Source organism: Flavicella sediminum (genome assembly GCF_006381105.1).
Taxonomy (GTDB): domain Bacteria; phylum Bacteroidota; class Bacteroidia; order Flavobacteriales; family Flavobacteriaceae; genus Flavicella; species Flavicella sediminum.
This window is the reverse complement of sequence record NZ_VDET01000015.1, coordinates 13,585-29,765: the sequence shown is the minus strand read 5'-3', so window position 1 is coordinate 29,765 and position 16,181 is coordinate 13,585. Positions and strand designations below refer to the sequence as shown.

Here is a 16,181-nt window from a genome sequence, read left to right as displayed (position 1 = left end):
AATGGATAAAAATAGCAACGCATATACGTTTATTTTTGCAATCATTATGGTAACTCTTATTGCCGGTATTTTAGCTTTTACAGCTGAAAGTTTAAAACCGCTTCAAGAGAAAAACGTAAAAGCAGAAAAAATGCAAAAGATTCTTTCTACCATTGGTGTAGAAGTTTCTAGAGATGAAGCTGACGCAAGTTTTAACAAATACATCAAACAACAACTAGCTTTGAAAGAAGATGGTACTGTAGATGCTGCTGTTGATGCCTTTGCATTGAGTTTGAAAAAAGAATTGAAAAAAGGAGACGCACAACGTTTTCCATTATATATCGCAGAAAAAGAAGGGAAAACCTTTTATGTAGTGCCTTTATACGGGGCAGGACTTTGGGATGCTATTTGGGGATATGTTGCCTTAGATGGAGATAAGAATACTATTATCGGAGCAAGTTTTGACCATAAAGGAGAAACTCCTGGTTTGGGAGCTGAAATTACTACGGATTGGTTTCAAGCACAATTTGCAGGTAAATCTTTATTAGAAGATGCCAATGCAGGATTTGTAGCGGATAATTTCCTTTCAGTAAAAGTAATAAAAGGTGGAGCTAAAACTGGTGATGCACATGGAGTAGATGCTATTTCAGGAGGAACAATTACTTCTGACGGTGTATCTGATATGTTGAAAGAAAGATTGGCTCGTTATTTACCATATTTTAAAAATAATTAATCATGGCAGAAGAAAAAGAAGCATTGTTTTCAAAGAAAAATAGAGCATTATTATCTGACCCGTTAAATGATAATAACCCAATTTCGGTACAAGTACTAGGTATTTGTTCTGCTTTGGCAATTACAGTACAATTAAAGCCTGCTTTGGTAATGTCTATCGCGGTATTATTCGTAGTTATTGCGAGTAATGTAATTGTATCTTTAATCCGTAATTTAATTCCAAGTCGTATACGTATCATCGTTCAATTATTGATCGTTGCCTCTTTGGTTATTTTAGTAGATCAAGTATTAAAAGCGTATGCTTACGATGTAAGTAAAGAATTATCGGTATTTGTTGGATTGATTATTACCAACTGTATCGTAATGGGACGTTTAGAGGCTTTTGCCTTGGCAAACGGTCCTTGGAAATCATTCTTAGATGGTGTTGGAAACGGAGCTGGATATGCCTTAATTTTGGTGTTAGTAGCATTCTTTAGAGAGTTGCTAGGTTCAGGTAAATTATTCGGATTTGAAGTGTTAGGACACAAAGCGAAAGATATTGCTGATTCTACAGGATTGTATGCGCTAGGATATGAGAACAACGGATTTATGTTGTTGTCTCCAATGGCTTTGATCGTGGTTGGTATTATTATTTGGTTCCAACGTTCTAAGAATAGAAAATTAATTGAAGACTAAAAGATAAGAAAGATGGATTATATTAACATTTTTGTAAAAAGTATTTTTATTGACAATATGGTATTTGCATATTTCTTAGGAATGTGTTCGTACTTGGCAGTATCTAAAACAGTAAAAACAGCTGTAGGTTTAGGAGCTGCAGTAATCTTTGTATTGGTTGTTACTGTTCCTGTAAACTATTTATTAGATTCTTACTTGTTAAAAGCAGGAGCCTTAAAGTGGTTAGGTGAAGATTATGCTTCAATTGATTTAAGTTTCTTAAGTTTTATCATGTTTATTGCAGTAATTGCATCTATGGTACAATTGGTTGAAATGATTGTTGAGCGTTTTGCGCCAGCTTTGTATGGAGCTTTAGGTATTTTCTTACCCTTAATTGCGGTAAACTGTGCCATTTTAGGAGGTTCATTATTTATGCAACAAAAAGATTTCTTCAATGTAGGAGAATCTGCTGTATATGGTTTGGGATCTGGAATTGGATGGTTTTTGGCAATTTTAGCCATTGCAGCTATTCGTGAAAAGATAGCGTACTCAAATGTACCTGCTCCTTTAAAAGGATTGGGAATTACATTTATCATTACAGGATTAATGGCAATAGGTTTCTTGAGTTTCTCAGGAATTAAATTATAAACAACTAACGATTATATAGATGACTATTATAACAAGTATCGTTGTATTTTTAATATTGATTTTGATCTTAACAGCCGTTTTATTGGTTGCGAAGGCAAAATTACTTCCTTCTGGGAAAGTTAAAATTACAATCAACGGAGAGAAAACTATTGAAGTTGAAACAGGAAGTTCTTTGTTAGGAACTTTAGGAAATGAAAAAATATTTTTGCCATCTGCCTGTGGTGGAGGTGGAACTTGTATCCAATGTGAATGTCATGTTCACTCTGGAGGAGGAGAAGCTTTACCTACGGAAACGCCTCACTTTACACGTAAAGAATTGGCTGCAGGAGCTCGTTTAGGGTGTCAGGTAAAAGTTAAAAATGATATGGAAATTTCTATTCCAGAAGAAATATTTGGAATTAAGAAATGGAAAGCAAAGGTAGTTTCTAACTACAATGTGGCTTCTTTTATTAAAGAGTTCGTTGTTGAAATTCCTGAGGATATGAATTACAAAGCGGGTGGATATATTCAAATTGAAATACCTCCATGTGAAGTAAAGTATTCTGACATGGATATTAGTGCACATCCACAAGATCATCCTGGTGAGCCTAACAAATTCCAAGCAGAATGGGATAAATTTGGATTATGGCCAATGGTTATGAAGAATCCTGAAACGGTAGAAAGAGCTTATTCTATGGCTTCTTACCCTGCAGAAGGACGTAATATTATGTTGAATGTACGTGTAGCATGTCCTCCTTTTGATAGAGTGAAAGGTGGTTGGATGGATGTAAATCCAGGAATTGCTTCTTCTTATATTTTCAATTGTAAAGTAGGTGATGAGGTTACAATTTCTGGGCCTTATGGTGAATTCTTTATCAATGACTCAGATGCTGAAATGGTATATGTGGGTGGTGGAGCCGGAATGGCACCTATGCGTTCTCACTTATATGAATTATTCCATACAATGAAAACGGGACGTAAAGTATCGTACTGGTATGGTGGACGTTCTAAACGTGAATTGTTCTACTTGCATTATTTCGAAGCTTTGGAGAAAGAATTCCCGAACTTTAAAATGCACTTGGTACTATCTGAACCTTTGGAAGAAGACAATTGGAAAGTGAAAAAAGATATGGATGATGAAGGTGATGGATTCGTAGGATTTGTACACCAGTCATTAATTGATAATTATTTAAATCATCATGACACTCCTGAAGATATAGAATTCTATTTCTGTGGACCGCCAATGATGAACCAAGCAGTTGTTAAAATGTGTGACGATTTTGGTGTACCACCAGAAAATGTTCGTTTTGATGACTTTGGAGGATAAGCTTCAAATTAATTAACTATAAAAAATCCCGATACTTAAGTGTCGGGATTTTTTGTTGTTGAATATTATTTTAAATGTCGCAAATACGATTCAGGACTGTTTAAGAATGATTTAGTAATTGTATAATGATCAGTCTCTTCTAGTGAAGTCTTTTTCATCTCTTTATTAGTTATTTCGTATAATGTTGCATCGGGATAAGCCATTAGCATTGGTGAGTGCGTTGCAATTATAAATTGTGAATTGTACAAGCGTAAGTGATTTTGCAAGAAATATATAAATGCCTGTTGTTTTGAAGGAGACAAGGAAGCTTCGGGTTCATCTAACAGATAAATACCTCTTTGGTTGACCATTTCATTCATGATGTGCATATAAGCCTCTCCATGAGAAAAGGTATCTAATTCTTGTCCATAGTTTTTACGTACTTGATGTAGTTGGTAATTGGCACTATCTTTCATTTGTTGAATGATATGCCTGGGTACATCATGATCGTCTAATCCCATTTGATTTTGTAAATTCATGTCTAATCGATGTACGCTGTTAAGGTAATCTCCAAAATCTTCAGATCTAAAAAAGAAGCCTACTGAACGTTCAATTGACCATTCTAAATCTAAATAAGGCAATAGGCTTTTTGCTGCATCAAAACATTTTTTTCCATAACCGACACCATCCATATGTGGAAGTTGTAAGCGACAGGCAACAGTCTCTAAGAGTGTCGATTTTCCACATCCATTTTCTCCAATTAAAAATGTTATTTTGTTGGAGACGTCGATATGTTTTGCGTGTTTTATTGCGGGTACATCAAATGGATAGGGATGTCTTCTTTCTGTGTGTAGATGTATTTTAGACAGGTAAGGCATCTAGTATGAATTTATTTTTGGAAACTTATGTGGTTAAATCAATACTTCACTTACTTGAACAACGGGTTCTATATTGGTAAAATTGGGGAGGTTTCCCATAATTATTTCGGCATTGGGTCCAAATGCATTTCCGAAATCTTCAACAGAATCAAAATACATATTCCCCATAGCGACGTAAGTAGCTTCTGAACCCGGTGTAGGTCCACCGATTCCTCGTTCTGCCGTTGCTCCCTTTAGAGCGTCTCCTAATAGAGATCTTACCAATTTTAAATGGGTGTTGCAGTAATAATCCATATCAAATTTTTTACTTTCTCCATTTGGGTAGAATACGCTAACCTTTGTCATTCCTTTTTTCATGCTCTTTGATTTGTTAGTTATAATAATGATTGCTTAAGGTAGTTAAATTATAATGAATGATTTTTTGAATGTAGCGAGACTTTAGAAATTCTAATAGCTTAGGTTTAGTTCAAATTCAAGCAAAAAAAAGGCTCTACATTATGTAGAGCCTTTTTATAAAATATAGTAACTATTATTTGTTGTCTAATAAATCAAAGAATTGATCTAATTTAGGCATGATAATAATTTTTGTTCTTCTGTTTTTAGCCATGTTAGCAGGGCTATCATTAGCAACCAATGGTTGGTAAGATGATCTACCAGCAGCAACTAATCTAGATGGGTCAACATCTAATTTGTGTTGTAATTCTCTTACAATAGAAGTAGCTCTTTTTACAGATAAATCCCAGTTGTCATCTAAAATGTCAGTTTTGATAGTTTTAGAATCTGTATGTCCTTCAACAATTACATCCATTTCTGGTTGTGCATTGATTACATCAGCAACTTTCTTTAAGATAGCGTTTGCTCTGTTTGATACTCTGAAAGAACCGCTGTTGAATAATAATTTGTCAGCGATAGAGATGTAAACAACTGTTTTTTCAATGTTAACTTGAATATCTTCGTCGTTTAATCCGTTGTTTAAAACTTTTTTCAAGTTGAATGCAACAGCTAAATTGATAGAATCTCTTTTAGAATTTAAAGCTTGAATTTGTTTGATGTATTCATCTTTTTGACTCAATTGCGTTAAAGTAGCTTTAACATTTTCATTAGCTGATTTAGAAAGCACAGTTAAATTATCAACAAACTCTAAAGTTTTTTCATTACCTTTTAATAAGTACTTGATTTTGTCTTCTAAAGAACTAACTTTATTTTGCTCTTTGTCTAAAGAAGAAGCAGTTGAAGATAAATTTGATTTAGCCGCAGCCAACTCTTGAAGATTTTTAGAGTTTTCGTTTTGTAATTCAGTAAATTGTTTTTTAGAAACACAAGAGGTTAATAATAAAGCTGAAACTGAAAATAGTGCAATTAGTTTTTTCATGATGTTAAAAAAATGATTTAATTTTGTACAAATATATTAAATAATCTTTCATATTCAACCTATATCTATATGAATTTTGCCGAATTTTACGAACTAAATTATTGATATTGATTATGGTTAGAACTTTAGAGTATTTAACAATTTGTTTTTTATTTGTTTTCGTTGTTATTTCTTGCTCAAAAACCGAGCCAAACAAATACAATTTGTCAGGTAATGTTTTCGGAACTACATTTCACATAACTTATGTTTCTTTTGAGGAAAAAGTAAGCTCAAAACAGCTAGATAGTTTGTTTTATTTGGTAAACAAATCCTTATCAACTTATATCCCAAATTCCGATATATCTAGAATTAACAAAAATGAATTGAATACAAAAGTAGATACTTTGTTTAAAGAAGTTTTCGGAAAAGCGCATAGAATATATAAGGAGACCGATGGGGTATTTGATCCAACTATTGGCATTTTGGTGAATGCTTGGGGTTTTGGTCCAAATAAAAATGTAGAAAAATTAGATTCTCTAAAAATTAAAAATTTATTGAAATATGTTGGCTTTGATAAGGTATCTATTTCAGAGGATATAGTTTATAAAAAATTTCCTGAAAGCTATTTTGATTTTAATGCCATTGCCAAAGGTTTTGGTGTCGATGTTGTTGGACGTTTTTTTGAAATGAAATCTGTAGAGAATTATTTGGTGGAGATAGGTGGAGAAGTTAGAGCTAGAGGGAAAAATAGTGAACATATAGATTGGAGAGTTGGAGTGGAACAACCAAATTTTGATGGATCTAGAGGAATTCAAAAAATACTATCTTTAAAAAATGAGAGTATGGCAACCTCAGGAAATTATCGAAAATTCAAAATAGATTCTTTAACAGGTGAGAAGTATGTGCATACAATTGATACTAAAACGGGTTTTACGGCCAAACGAGATTTGTTAAGTGCAACCGTTATTTCTTCTTTAGATTGTGCTGATGTAGATGGTTATGCTACTACATTCATGGCAATGGGCTATAAAAAAACGTTGGATTTTCTAAAAGCTCACCCTGAATTAAAGGTGTTTTTAATTTATGTAGATAAGAAAGGGGAGGTGAAAGAATATCTGTCCGATAGTTTGTCTAGTTCTCTCCTTTAAGCGCTGTCCTTTTTTTAAAAAATTACTATCTTGCAATTTATTGACAAACCACACCATACTATTATGAAGAAAATTCTATTTCTTGTTGTTTTCCTAGCTTTTTCAAACCAAACATTTGCCCAATCTAATACCGAAATTGCGGGTATTTATTTAATAAAGGCAGAAGAAAAGTTGAATATTGATATGTTGGATCAGGCGCTTGGATATTTTGACAAAGCACAAAAACTATTAGGTGCTGAAACAACGGCTAAGGTTGAAGAACTTGGGACAATGATTTATTATAAATTGAAAGATTTTGAAAAATCGAAAACACATGCGAAAAAATATTTTGAATTAGAAAAGGACAAAACTTCTGAATCGTATAGTCAAGTTTTGTATTTGTATGTTGATTTGGAAGAACAAATAGAACTTCAAAAAGAACAAGATAGAAAAGAAAGAGAAATTGCAATGTTTGCTCTTAAAAAGCAACAGCGATTGGATTCTTTAAAAAATGTATGGCAAGAAAAAGCGGACGCTTTGATTGTATCTGCGGATACTATTTATAAACTTGATAAAAATGGTGTTGCTGTTTTTAAAAGTCCCACAGGAAATTATGGAGTCATTACGGTGGATGGAAAAGAATTAATTGCTCCTGGAGCTTACGCTAATTTCTCGCATTTTGATGGATATATTGTTTTGATGGAAGGCGTGAAGGGGCAGCCGACAAGTATCAAAGTGTTGAATACTACAAGCTTGAAGGAAATTACAATTCCACCCGTTGCGCAATTCAATTCACTATCTACACATTACGGTCAAGTTATGCTTCCAAGAGACAACCACTATTTGGTCTGTTATCCGAATAATGCTACGAAAGTTGCGGTTTATAATTTAGAAACAAATAGCTTATTACCAACGCCTTTTTTAGAAAGACATTTTAAATACTGGAAGGATAAAAAAGTAATCAAAAAATTCAATGATGACAATCAAATAAAAATAGAAAAGGATTATTTGAATTTTGGTGGAGATCTTAAAGGTTTTTCAGTTTTCTATACGGAAACGGGTTCTATTTACGCTTATATATCCTCTGGTGGGAATATTCTTTTAGCAAGTCAATATACAAACATAGGTACTTTTAGCAATGGGTTTTCGGAAGCAATAAAAGGTGACGGTCAGCAAGTATGGATCAATGAAAAAGGAATTGAAACAAAACCATTGTTGAATAAAAATGGGGATTATGTTGGTACAGCTATTTTAGAGAAAGTGGGACCATCAAAATACCATTTTATAAATGAAGCTGGTCAAATTACGAAAGATGAAGAAACTTTGGAAAGCTTAGAGAAATTTTTGAAAAAACAGCAATAATACCTGAAAGATTACAATTTTCTACAAACGGGTAATATTTCTTCTTTTGACAAGCAGAAGCTGTTTACTTCGGATGCAGTGCTTATGTCCAAGCAAGCTAGTTCTAAAACGTCGAATCCTATGGTTCTTAGTTTGTTAAAATAATCTTGGCCATATACTCTAACATGATCGTATTGTCCGAAGTGTATTTTACGTGCCTCAGGTGTTGTTATCGAAAAATCTTCATAAGTTTCTTTACGAGATAAATCTTGTGGTATTTGAAAGATACCGGTTCCTCCTTTTTTTAATACACGATACAATTCTTTCATAGCCTTTGTGTCATCTTCTATATGCTCTAAAACATGGTTGCAAAAAATGAGGTCATAAGAATTGTCTTCAAAAGGCAAATCACAAATATCCGCTTTTACATCTGCCAATGGCGAATACAAATCGGTTGTTGTATAGTCTAAATTTTTTTGATTTCTAAATAGTTTGTAAAAACACTGCTCAGGAGCAACGTGCAATACTTTTAAAGGTTTTGAGAAAAAGTCTGTTTTTCTTTGAAGATACAACCATAGCAAACGGTGTCGTTCTAAAGATAAACTCCCCGGTGCTAAAACATTTTCACGTTGGTTTTCGTAGCCATAGGGTAAAAATTTCCGAAAGCTTTTCCCATCAATTGGATCCGTATAGGTATTTCCTTTAAGATAAAAGCTAATAAGCGGCCTAGCCAAATAACTGCCTTTAATTAAAAGAGGTCTAGGAATGGTATTTAAAATAAATTTAAAAAGCTTCATAGCTTGGATAAGGAATTAGTGTAGATGAGAATTATTTGGCTCTGAATTCATCTTCTATATTGGTCACTATTCCAAGGGCTTCGTTTACGTATTTAAAAGTTGAAAGTAGTTCAGGTTTTCCATTTACAATGGCTACATCATGCTCAAAATGAGCAGAAGGTTTTCCGTCTTTGGTAAGTATGGTCCAACCATCATTTAATTGTTTGATGCTTTTTGTACCCATGTTAATCATCGGTTCTATAGCAACAACCATTCCTTCAACAAATTTTTTACCTCTTCCTCTTTTACCGTAGTTTGGCATTTCAGGGTCTTCATGCATTACGCTTCCTAAACCATGACCAACAAGTTCTCTAACCACACCATATCCATGATCTTCTGCATATTTTTGAATAGCAAAACCTACGTCACCAACTCTGTTCCCAGCTTTGAATTGACGAATTCCTTCGTACAAACTTTGTTTGGTAATCTCTAATAATTTTTTTGTTTCTGGATCTACTTCTCCTACTTCAAAGGTGTAGGCATGATCGCCATAAAAGCCGTTTTTTAAAGCACCACAATCAATAGATATAATATCTCCATCAACCAATGGCGTTTTGTTAGGAATTCCGTGTACTACTTGTGCATTTGGACTCATACACAAAGTGTTTGGGAAATCATACAGTCCAAGGAACCCAGGTATTGCTCCATGATCACGAATACATTCTTCAGCAAGTTTATCTAAATGCAAAGTACTTACGCCAGGCTTCACTTCCTTGGCAAGCATTCCTAAAGTTTTGGAAACGATAAGGGCACTTTCGCGCATTAGTTCTATTTCTTCTGAAGTTTTAATTGTAATCATGAATTGTATTTTTAGGACTGCAAAGATACTTTAAATTCTAGTAATTAGAAAGAGAGAATCTTTACAAGTTTATCCGTTAAAACGAATGTTTTCAGTTTATTTCTTTAAAAAAGAGAAGAGTCCTTTGGATTTCTTTTTTTCTACCAATTCGTCGGTAAAAAAGCGTTGATAAATTTTACCCCAACCAATAAATCCTCCCACATTTCTATCGTCAATAAATATATCTGCTGCAATTTTCCTTGAGGTCTTGTCGTCCAGAATTTCTTCGGGGTAATTTTTATTTATGGCATAAAACTCAACACCGTTTTTTTTACAAAAAGCAACTGCTTGGTCTAATGATTTTCCATTTCTAACCGTCCACAAAATTAATCGATGGCCCTGTTCCTGTAGTTTTTTCATCGTTTCAAAAGCGAAAAGCATGGGTTCTCCTATTTTTGGATACTTGTCTTCTGCAATAGTTCCGTCAAAATCTACAGCAATAATTAAATGTTTGTTTTGAATCATTTGATAGCTTTTTATAAGTGTACAAAATACAAAAAAGACCGTAGGTTTTTATAGTTTTTTTAGGACTAGTTTTATTGATCAATCTACTAAGTTTTGAAGGGGTAGATTTGGTAATAAGTATAGAGAATACTTCTGTAGAATACAAAAAAAACCTGTAAGTGGATTTACAGGTTTTTTGATGGAATATTTTTTAGTATTATAATAAAGAATGACGCGTCATTTCTTCAGGTTGTGCAACACCAATCATCTCTAAAATAGTTGGAGCAACATCTCCTAAAACACCGTCTTTAATTTGTTTTAAGTCTTTGTCAATTAAGATTAATGGAACCGGATTTGTTGTATGTGCCGTATGAGGAGAACCATCTGGATTCATCATTGTTTCACAATTTCCATGATCGGCAATTAATAGGATAGAATAGCCATTTTCTAATCCTGTTTCAATAACATCTTTAGCACAAGCATCAACAGCTTCACAAGCTTTAATTGCTGCGTCCATCATACCTGTATGTCCTACCATGTCTCCATTGGCAAAATTAAGACAAACAAAATCTGCTTCTCCTTTCTTTAAATCTTCACACAAAGCATCTTTTAATTCAAAAGCGCTCATTTCAGGCTTTAAATCATACGTAGCAACTTTTGGTGAATTTCTCAAAATACGAGATTCTCCTTCAAAAGGTTCTTCTTGTCCTCCAGAGAAAAAGAAAGTTACGTGAGGGTATTTTTCTGTCTCAGCAATTCTTATTTGTTTTTTTCCTGCGGCAGACAATACTTCTCCTAACGTATTTTTAATATTATCGTTGTTATAAATTACATTGATTCCTTTAAACGAAGCATCGTATAAAGTAATAGTTGTGTAATATAAATCTAATTTTTTCATTCCGTGTTCAGGGAAATCATTTTGAGATAAGGCGTTTGTCAATTCTCGACCTCTATCGGTACGGTAGTTAAAAAACAAAACAACGTCTCCTTCTTTTATTTGTGCTTTTGGAGTCCCATCAGCATCCGTTAGGATAATCGGTTTGTGAAATTCATCCGTAATTCCTGCCTCATAGTTTTCAGAAATAGTAGCTTGGATATCTGTAGTTTTTACCCCAATACCATTTACAACACCATCATAAGCCTCTTTAACACGTTCCCAACGATTGTCTCTATCCATTGCATAATAACGCCCTGTTACAGATGCTATTTCTCCTGTAGAAATATCCATATGGTCTTGTACTTCTTTTAAGAAATAAGGAGCAGATTTAGGATCACAATCACGTCCGTCTGTGAATGCGTGTAAATAAACATTTTCCACTTCATTTTCCTTAGCAACATCTAACAATCCTTTTAAGTGATCAATATGTGCATGGATACCTCCGTTAGAAACAAGTCCTAGTAAATGAACGTCTTTCTTGTTTTCTTTGGCATAGTTCAAGGTGTCAAGTAAAACTTTTTCTTGTCCTAAAGTTTTTTCTTTAACAGCCTTGTTGATACGTGCTAAATTTTGATAAACAATTCGACCAGCTCCTAAATTCATATGGCCAACTTCAGAATTTCCCATTTGTCCATCAGGAAGTCCGACGTGTTCACCGTCAGTACGTAAAGTGGCATTTGGATATTGATCGTATAAACCATCTATAAAAGATGTTTTAGCGTTGAAAACTGCAGAGACTTTTGGGTCTTGAGTAACACCCCAACCGTCTAAGATCATTAAGATAACTTTCTTGTTCATTATAAGAGATTTTATTCAGTAAATATAAATGGAATTTAAAATAAAACGATGAATGCAAAGAGATATTCACGAATTCGTTTTCGCGAAAAATAAACCAGGTTTTACTGAGTTATTAGATAATTAATTTAATTGATCAGTGCTTTTAATTCTGCGATAGTTGATGTTGGATCTTCAGCTCCAAAAACGTAGCTACCAGCAACCAACACATTGGCACCTGCTTCAATTAATTCATTGGCATTTTTATCGGTTACACCACCGTCGATTTCAATTAAAGTATCAGCGCCAGAAAATTCAATCAGGTTTTTTAATTGTTGTACTTTTTTATACGTGTTTTCTATAAAAGATTGTCCGCCAAAACCAGGATTTACACTCATGATACAAACCATGTCAATATCTTTGATCACGTCTTCTAAAACCGCAACAGGTGTATGTGGGTTCAATGCAACGCCAGCTTTCATTCCTGCTGCCTTAATTGCTTGTAATGTTCGGTGTAAATGCGTACATGCTTCGTAATGAACGGTTAAAATATCAGCGCCAATATTTTTAAAAGTGGAAATGTATTGGTCAGGATTTACAATCATTAAATGCACATCCATTGTTTTTTTAGCGTGTTTTTTAATAGCACTAATAACGGGCATACCAAATGAAATATTAGGAACAAAAACTCCGTCCATTACATCAATGTGAAACCAATCAGCATCACTATTGTTAACCATTTCTATATCGCGTTGTAAGTTTGCAAAGTCAGCTGCAAGTACTGATGGAGCTATTAAATTACTCATTTCTTTTTGTTTAAAAGTTTGTTTTGCAAAAGTACTATAAAAAAAGAAACTCCCGATAAAGAATATCGAGAGTTTGTATATAGTTTTGAAAGATAGGTTTATCCTAAATAAGTCATTAAAATTCTAGAACGAGAAGTGTGTTTCAATCTTCTAATTGCTTTTTCTTTAATTTGACGAACTCTTTCTCTTGTTAAATCAAAAGTTTCACCTATTTCTTCTAGTGTCATTGGTTGGTGTTCACCCAAACCGAAATATAATTTTACAACATCAGCTTCTCTAGGAGTTAAAGTTTCTAAGGCTCTTTCTATTTCTACTCTTAAAGATTCGTGTAATAAATTTTTATCAGGATTTGGAGATTCTCCTGAGTTTAATACATCGTATAAGTTAGAGTCTTCACCTTCAATTAATGGTGCATCCATAGATACGTGACGGCCAGAATTCTTCATTGATTCTTTTACATCATTTACTGTCATGTCTAATTTCTTAGCAATTTCTTCAGCAGATGGTGGGCGTTCGTTTTCTTGCTCTAAGAAAGCGTACATTTTATTGATTTTATTGATTGATCCAATTTTATTCAAAGGCAATCTTACAATACGAGATTGTTCCGCCAAAGCTTGTAAAATAGATTGACGAATCCACCAAACAGCATAAGAGATAAATTTAAATCCACGAGTTTCATCAAAACGTTTAGCCGCTTTGATCAAACCTAAGTTTCCTTCATTAATTAAATCAGGAAGTGTTAAACCTTGATTTTGGTATTGCTTAGCAACAGAAACCACAAAACGTAAATTTGCTTTTGTTAGTTTTTCAAGTGCAACTTGATCTCCAGCTTTGATGCGTTGAGCTAACTCAACCTCCATATCAGCAGTAATCAAATCTACTTTTCCGATTTCTTGTAAATACTTGTCTAATGACGCAGTTTCTCTGTTCGTTACCTGTTTGGTAATTTTTAGTTGTCTCATGTTTTAATAGGATGTTGGTGCAATTTTTTTGCTTGGAGTCTCCTTGCTTTTATATATACGTAGGAAGTAGTTGTTTTGTTACAAAAAAAAGTAACTTTTTTTTATTTTTTTAAATAAGCGCTATAGATGTCTACTTTAATCACTTTTTTTAGAAATGCATAAAAACAAAAAAGCTCTTACCAATAGGTAAGAGCTTTTTATATAGTTTTAGAAAGTTGAATTAATCTTCTTTCTTTTCTTCTCTAGGTTTTCTGTCCTCTCTTGGTCTTCTATCATCTCTACGATTATCTCTACCACGATTGTCTCTACTACCTCTGTTATCTCTAGAATTGTCTCTTGGTGGTCTTGCTACATAACCTTCTGGTTTTTCTAGCAAAGCTTTACGAGAAACTTTTTCCTTACGTGTTTTTGGATCTGTTCCGAAGTACTTTACTTCAAATTCATCTCCCATGTTAACAACGTCAGTTACGTTTTCTGTACGTTCCCAAGCCAATTCACTTACGTGTAATAAAACTTCATTTCCTGGAGCGTCAAGGTATTCTACCACAGCACCAAAATCTAACATTTTAATTACTTTTACTTTATAGTTGTCTCCTTTTACAGGTTTAAAAGTAACAGAATCAATTTTTGCCAAAACAGCATTAATTCCTTCACTTCCAGTTCCTAAAATTTCAACGATACCTTCTTCAGTAATAGGATCTTCGTTGATGACAATTGTACAACCAGTTGTTTTTTGTAATTCTTGGATTACTTTTCCACCAGGACCAATTAAAGCGCCAATAAATTCATTAGCAACTCTTTTTGTAACCATTTTAGGAGAGTGAGATTTCACATCTGCATTTGGTTGTGCAATGGTGTCTGTAATTTTTCCTAAGATATGTAAACGACCTTCACGAGCTTGTTTTAGTGCATTTACTAATATTTCGTAAGATAATCCTTTTACTTTGATGTCCATTTGACAAGCCGTAATACCATCAGCAGTACCTGTCACTTTAAAGTCCATGTCTCCTAAGTGATCTTCATCTCCTAAGATATCAGATAATACTGCATAACGATCTCCATCAGAAATTAATCCCATAGCGATACCAGAAACTGGTTTTGTCATTTGTACACCTGCATCCATTAATGCCATTGTACCAGCACAAACAGTCGCCATAGAAGAAGAACCGTTAGATTCTAATACTTCAGATACAACTCTTACTGTGTAAGGGCAATCAGCAGGAACCATTCCTTTTAAAGCTCTTTGAGCCAAGTTTCCGTGTCCTACTTCTCTACGTGAAGTTCCTCTTAAAGGTCTTGCTTCACCTGTACAGAAAGGAGGGAAGTTGTAGTGTAGGTAAAAACGTTCTTCACCTTCGTTTGTTGGTGAATCAATAATATTGGCATCTCTAGAAGTTCCTAAAGTTACTGTAGCCAATGCTTGTGTTTCCCCTCTTGTAAATACAGAAGAACCGTGTGTAGATGGTAAGTAGTCTACTTCACACCAGATAGGTCTGATGTCTGTAGTCTTACGTCCGTCTAAACGTAAACCTTCTGATAAAGTTAATTCACGGATGGCTTCTTTTTGAGATTTGTTGAAGTATTTTCCAACTAAATCACCATATTCTGCTAATTCTTCTTCCGTAAAAGTAGCTTTAACTTCTTCTTTAACAGCAGCAAAAGCGTCTGTTCTTTCTACTTTAGAAGTTCCTTTAGCTGCAATTGCATAACACTTATCATAAGTCAAAGCGTTGATTTTTGCTGCTAATTCTTCGTTTTCTTCTGCAACCGCGTACTCACGTGTTTCTTTCTTTCCGAAAGCTTCTGCCAATCTTACTTGAGCAGCACATTGTACTTTAATAGCCTCATGTGCAAACTTAATTGCATCAGCCATTTCTTCTTCGCTACATTCATCCATTTCACCCTCTACCATCATTACTGATTCAGCAGAAGCTCCAATCATCATGTCGATGTCAGCTTCAGCTAATTGAGCTCTTGTAGGGTTGATTACGAATTCTCCATTTACTCTTGCAACACGTGCTTCAGAAATTGGACATTCAAAAGGAAGGTCACTTAATTGAATAGCGGCCGAGGCAGCTAATCCAGCCAAAGCGTCTGGCATAACATCTTCATCATGAGACATTAATTGTACCATTACTTGTGTTTCGGCATGGTAATCTTTAGGGAATAATGGACGTAAAACACGGTCAATTAAACGCATAGTCAATACTTCTGCATCACTTGGTCTTGCTTCTCTTTTAAAGAAACCACCAGGATATTTACCTGCTGCTGCAAATTTTTCTCTGTAATCTACCGTTAATGGTAAAAAATCTACATCGCTTTGTTTGTAGTTCGATACTACGGTACATAACAACATTGCTTTTCCCATTTGCACAACAACACTTCCATGTGCTTGCTTCGCTAATTTTCCTGTTTCTAATGAAACAGTTCTTCCATCTCCAAGGTCTATAACCTCTCTAAATACTTTTGGAATCATAGTTTAATTCTAAATTTTGTTACTAATATGTGTGTCGTGTTGCTTGGTTCGGGCTTGTTGAGTTCCCTGTGGAGTAATGTGTACTAAAAAGAAAAGAGGCAAAATAATTTTGC

General features: G+C 34.1%; 16 protein-coding genes. 6 read left to right on the top strand and 10 right to left on the bottom strand.

Features of this window, described 5'->3' with window-relative positions; all coding sequences use genetic code 11:
• The first annotated feature begins 1 nt into the window (after position 1).
• Genes nqrC through nqrF form a run of 4 tightly spaced genes read left to right on the top strand, consistent with a single transcriptional unit; the run spans position 2 to position 3,319 of the window.
• Positions 2–712, top strand: coding sequence for an NADH:ubiquinone reductase (Na(+)-transporting) subunit C (gene nqrC / locus FGM02_RS13360; RefSeq protein ID WP_139958894.1), 711 nt, complete (start codon positions 2–4; stop codon positions 710–712).
• A 2-nt stretch (positions 713–714) separates the two neighbouring features.
• Complete coding sequence (locus tag FGM02_RS13355; protein ID WP_139958892.1) at positions 715–1,386, top strand: NADH:ubiquinone reductase (Na(+)-transporting) subunit D; 672 nt, start codon at positions 715–717, stop codon at positions 1,384–1,386.
• A gap of 12 nt (positions 1,387–1,398) precedes the next feature.
• Complete coding sequence (nqrE, locus tag FGM02_RS13350) at positions 1,399–2,013, top strand: NADH:ubiquinone reductase (Na(+)-transporting) subunit E (protein WP_139958890.1); 615 nt, start codon at positions 1,399–1,401, stop codon at positions 2,011–2,013.
• 19 nt (positions 2,014–2,032) lie between these two features.
• The gene (gene nqrF, locus FGM02_RS13345) at positions 2,033–3,319 is read left to right on the top strand and encodes an NADH:ubiquinone reductase (Na(+)-transporting) subunit F (protein ID WP_139958888.1); all 1,287 of its coding nucleotides are present in this window, start codon (positions 2,033–2,035) and stop codon (positions 3,317–3,319) included.
• A gap of 65 nt (positions 3,320–3,384) precedes the next feature.
• Here the strand turns inward: nqrF and FGM02_RS13340 are convergent, their stop codons facing one another.
• From FGM02_RS13340 to FGM02_RS13330, 3 genes are all read right to left on the bottom strand, one after another.
• Complete coding sequence (locus FGM02_RS13340) at positions 3,385–4,176, bottom strand: AAA family ATPase (protein ID WP_139958887.1); 792 nt, start codon at positions 4,174–4,176, stop codon at positions 3,385–3,387.
• Positions 4,177–4,209: 33 nt separating this feature from the next.
• The gene (locus FGM02_RS13335; protein WP_243739407.1) at positions 4,210–4,533 is read right to left on the bottom strand and encodes an EthD family reductase; all 324 of its coding nucleotides are present in this window, start codon (positions 4,531–4,533) and stop codon (positions 4,210–4,212) included.
• A gap of 172 nt (positions 4,534–4,705) precedes the next feature.
• On the bottom strand, positions 4,706–5,548 hold the full coding sequence (locus FGM02_RS13330; RefSeq protein ID WP_139958885.1) for an OmpA/MotB family protein: 843 nt from the start codon (positions 5,546–5,548) through the stop codon (positions 4,706–4,708).
• Positions 5,549–5,661: 113 nt separating this feature from the next.
• Here FGM02_RS13330 and FGM02_RS13325 point away from each other — a divergent pair, with 113 nt between their 5' ends.
• Both FGM02_RS13325 and FGM02_RS13320 read left to right on the top strand, forming a co-directional pair.
• On the top strand, positions 5,662–6,675 hold the full coding sequence (locus FGM02_RS13325; protein WP_139958884.1) for an FAD:protein FMN transferase: 1,014 nt from the start codon (positions 5,662–5,664) through the stop codon (positions 6,673–6,675).
• Between the two features lie 63 nt (positions 6,676–6,738).
• Positions 6,739–8,016 carry a hypothetical protein gene (locus FGM02_RS13320; RefSeq protein WP_139958882.1) on the top strand — a complete coding sequence of 426 codons (1,278 nt, stop codon included), beginning with the start codon at positions 6,739–6,741 and terminating at the stop codon, positions 8,014–8,016.
• Positions 8,017–8,027: 11 nt separating this feature from the next.
• Here the strand turns inward: FGM02_RS13320 and FGM02_RS13315 are convergent, their stop codons facing one another.
• The 7 genes from FGM02_RS13315 to FGM02_RS13285 all read right to left on the bottom strand — a co-directional run bounded on the left by FGM02_RS13315 (position 8,028) and on the right by FGM02_RS13285 (position 16,068).
• Positions 8,028–8,792, bottom strand: coding sequence for a class I SAM-dependent methyltransferase (locus FGM02_RS13315; RefSeq protein ID WP_139958880.1), 765 nt, complete (start codon positions 8,790–8,792; stop codon positions 8,028–8,030).
• A gap of 31 nt (positions 8,793–8,823) precedes the next feature.
• Entirely contained in the window at positions 8,824–9,630 is an 807-nt protein-coding gene (gene map, locus FGM02_RS13310) for a type I methionyl aminopeptidase (RefSeq protein ID WP_139958879.1), read from the bottom strand.
• 96 nt (positions 9,631–9,726) lie between these two features.
• On the bottom strand, positions 9,727–10,134 hold the full coding sequence (locus FGM02_RS13305) for a BT0820 family HAD-type phosphatase (protein ID WP_139958877.1): 408 nt from the start codon (positions 10,132–10,134) through the stop codon (positions 9,727–9,729).
• A gap of 196 nt (positions 10,135–10,330) precedes the next feature.
• Positions 10,331–11,848, bottom strand: coding sequence for a 2,3-bisphosphoglycerate-independent phosphoglycerate mutase (gpmI, locus tag FGM02_RS13300; protein WP_139958876.1), 1,518 nt, complete (start codon positions 11,846–11,848; stop codon positions 10,331–10,333).
• Positions 11,849–11,973: 125 nt separating this feature from the next.
• A complete protein-coding gene (gene rpe / locus FGM02_RS13295) occupies positions 11,974–12,630 on the bottom strand; it encodes a ribulose-phosphate 3-epimerase (RefSeq protein ID WP_139958875.1) in 657 nt (218 codons plus the stop codon).
• Between the two features lie 98 nt (positions 12,631–12,728).
• Positions 12,729–13,592 (bottom strand): sigma-70 family RNA polymerase sigma factor, encoded by an 864-nt coding sequence (locus FGM02_RS13290; RefSeq protein ID WP_139958873.1) that lies wholly within the window; start codon positions 13,590–13,592, stop codon positions 12,729–12,731.
• 220 nt (positions 13,593–13,812) lie between these two features.
• A complete protein-coding gene (locus tag FGM02_RS13285) occupies positions 13,813–16,068 on the bottom strand; it encodes a polyribonucleotide nucleotidyltransferase (protein WP_139958872.1) in 2,256 nt (751 codons plus the stop codon).
• Between the last annotated feature and the right edge of the window lie 113 nt (positions 16,069–16,181).

Bases quoted from the DNA above. Each gene is read 5' to 3' on its own strand.
- rpe (WP_139958875.1), bottom strand. From the start codon at position 12,630: ATGAGTAATTTAATAGCTCCATCAGTACTTGCAGCTGACTTTGCAAAC.
- FGM02_RS13325 (WP_139958884.1), top strand. From the start codon at position 5,662: ATGGTTAGAACTTTAGAGTATTTAACAATTTGTTTTTTATTTGTTTTC.
- map (WP_139958879.1), bottom strand. From the start codon at position 9,630: ATGATTACAATTAAAACTTCAGAAGAAATAGAACTAATGCGCGAAAGT.
- nqrF (WP_139958888.1), top strand. From the start codon at position 2,033: ATGACTATTATAACAAGTATCGTTGTATTTTTAATATTGATTTTGATC.
- FGM02_RS13320 (WP_139958882.1), top strand. From the start codon at position 6,739: ATGAAGAAAATTCTATTTCTTGTTGTTTTCCTAGCTTTTTCAAACCAA.
- FGM02_RS13290 (WP_139958873.1), bottom strand. From the start codon at position 13,592: ATGAGACAACTAAAAATTACCAAACAGGTAACGAACAGAGAAACTGCG.
- FGM02_RS13285 (WP_139958872.1), bottom strand. From the start codon at position 16,068: ATGATTCCAAAAGTATTTAGAGAGGTTATAGACCTTGGAGATGGAAGA.
- FGM02_RS13315 (WP_139958880.1), bottom strand. From the start codon at position 8,792: ATGAAGCTTTTTAAATTTATTTTAAATACCATTCCTAGACCTCTTTTA.
- nqrE (WP_139958890.1), top strand. From the start codon at position 1,399: ATGGATTATATTAACATTTTTGTAAAAAGTATTTTTATTGACAATATG.
- FGM02_RS13355 (WP_139958892.1), top strand. From the start codon at position 715: ATGGCAGAAGAAAAAGAAGCATTGTTTTCAAAGAAAAATAGAGCATTA.
- gpmI (WP_139958876.1), bottom strand. From the start codon at position 11,848: ATGAACAAGAAAGTTATCTTAATGATCTTAGACGGTTGGGGTGTTACT.
- FGM02_RS13330 (WP_139958885.1), bottom strand. From the start codon at position 5,548: ATGAAAAAACTAATTGCACTATTTTCAGTTTCAGCTTTATTATTAACC.
- FGM02_RS13335 (WP_243739407.1), bottom strand. From the start codon at position 4,533: ATGAAAAAAGGAATGACAAAGGTTAGCGTATTCTACCCAAATGGAGAA.
- FGM02_RS13340 (WP_139958887.1), bottom strand. From the start codon at position 4,176: ATGCCTTACCTGTCTAAAATACATCTACACACAGAAAGAAGACATCCC.
- nqrC (WP_139958894.1), top strand. From the start codon at position 2: ATGGATAAAAATAGCAACGCATATACGTTTATTTTTGCAATCATTATG.
- FGM02_RS13305 (WP_139958877.1), bottom strand. From the start codon at position 10,134: ATGATTCAAAACAAACATTTAATTATTGCTGTAGATTTTGACGGAACT.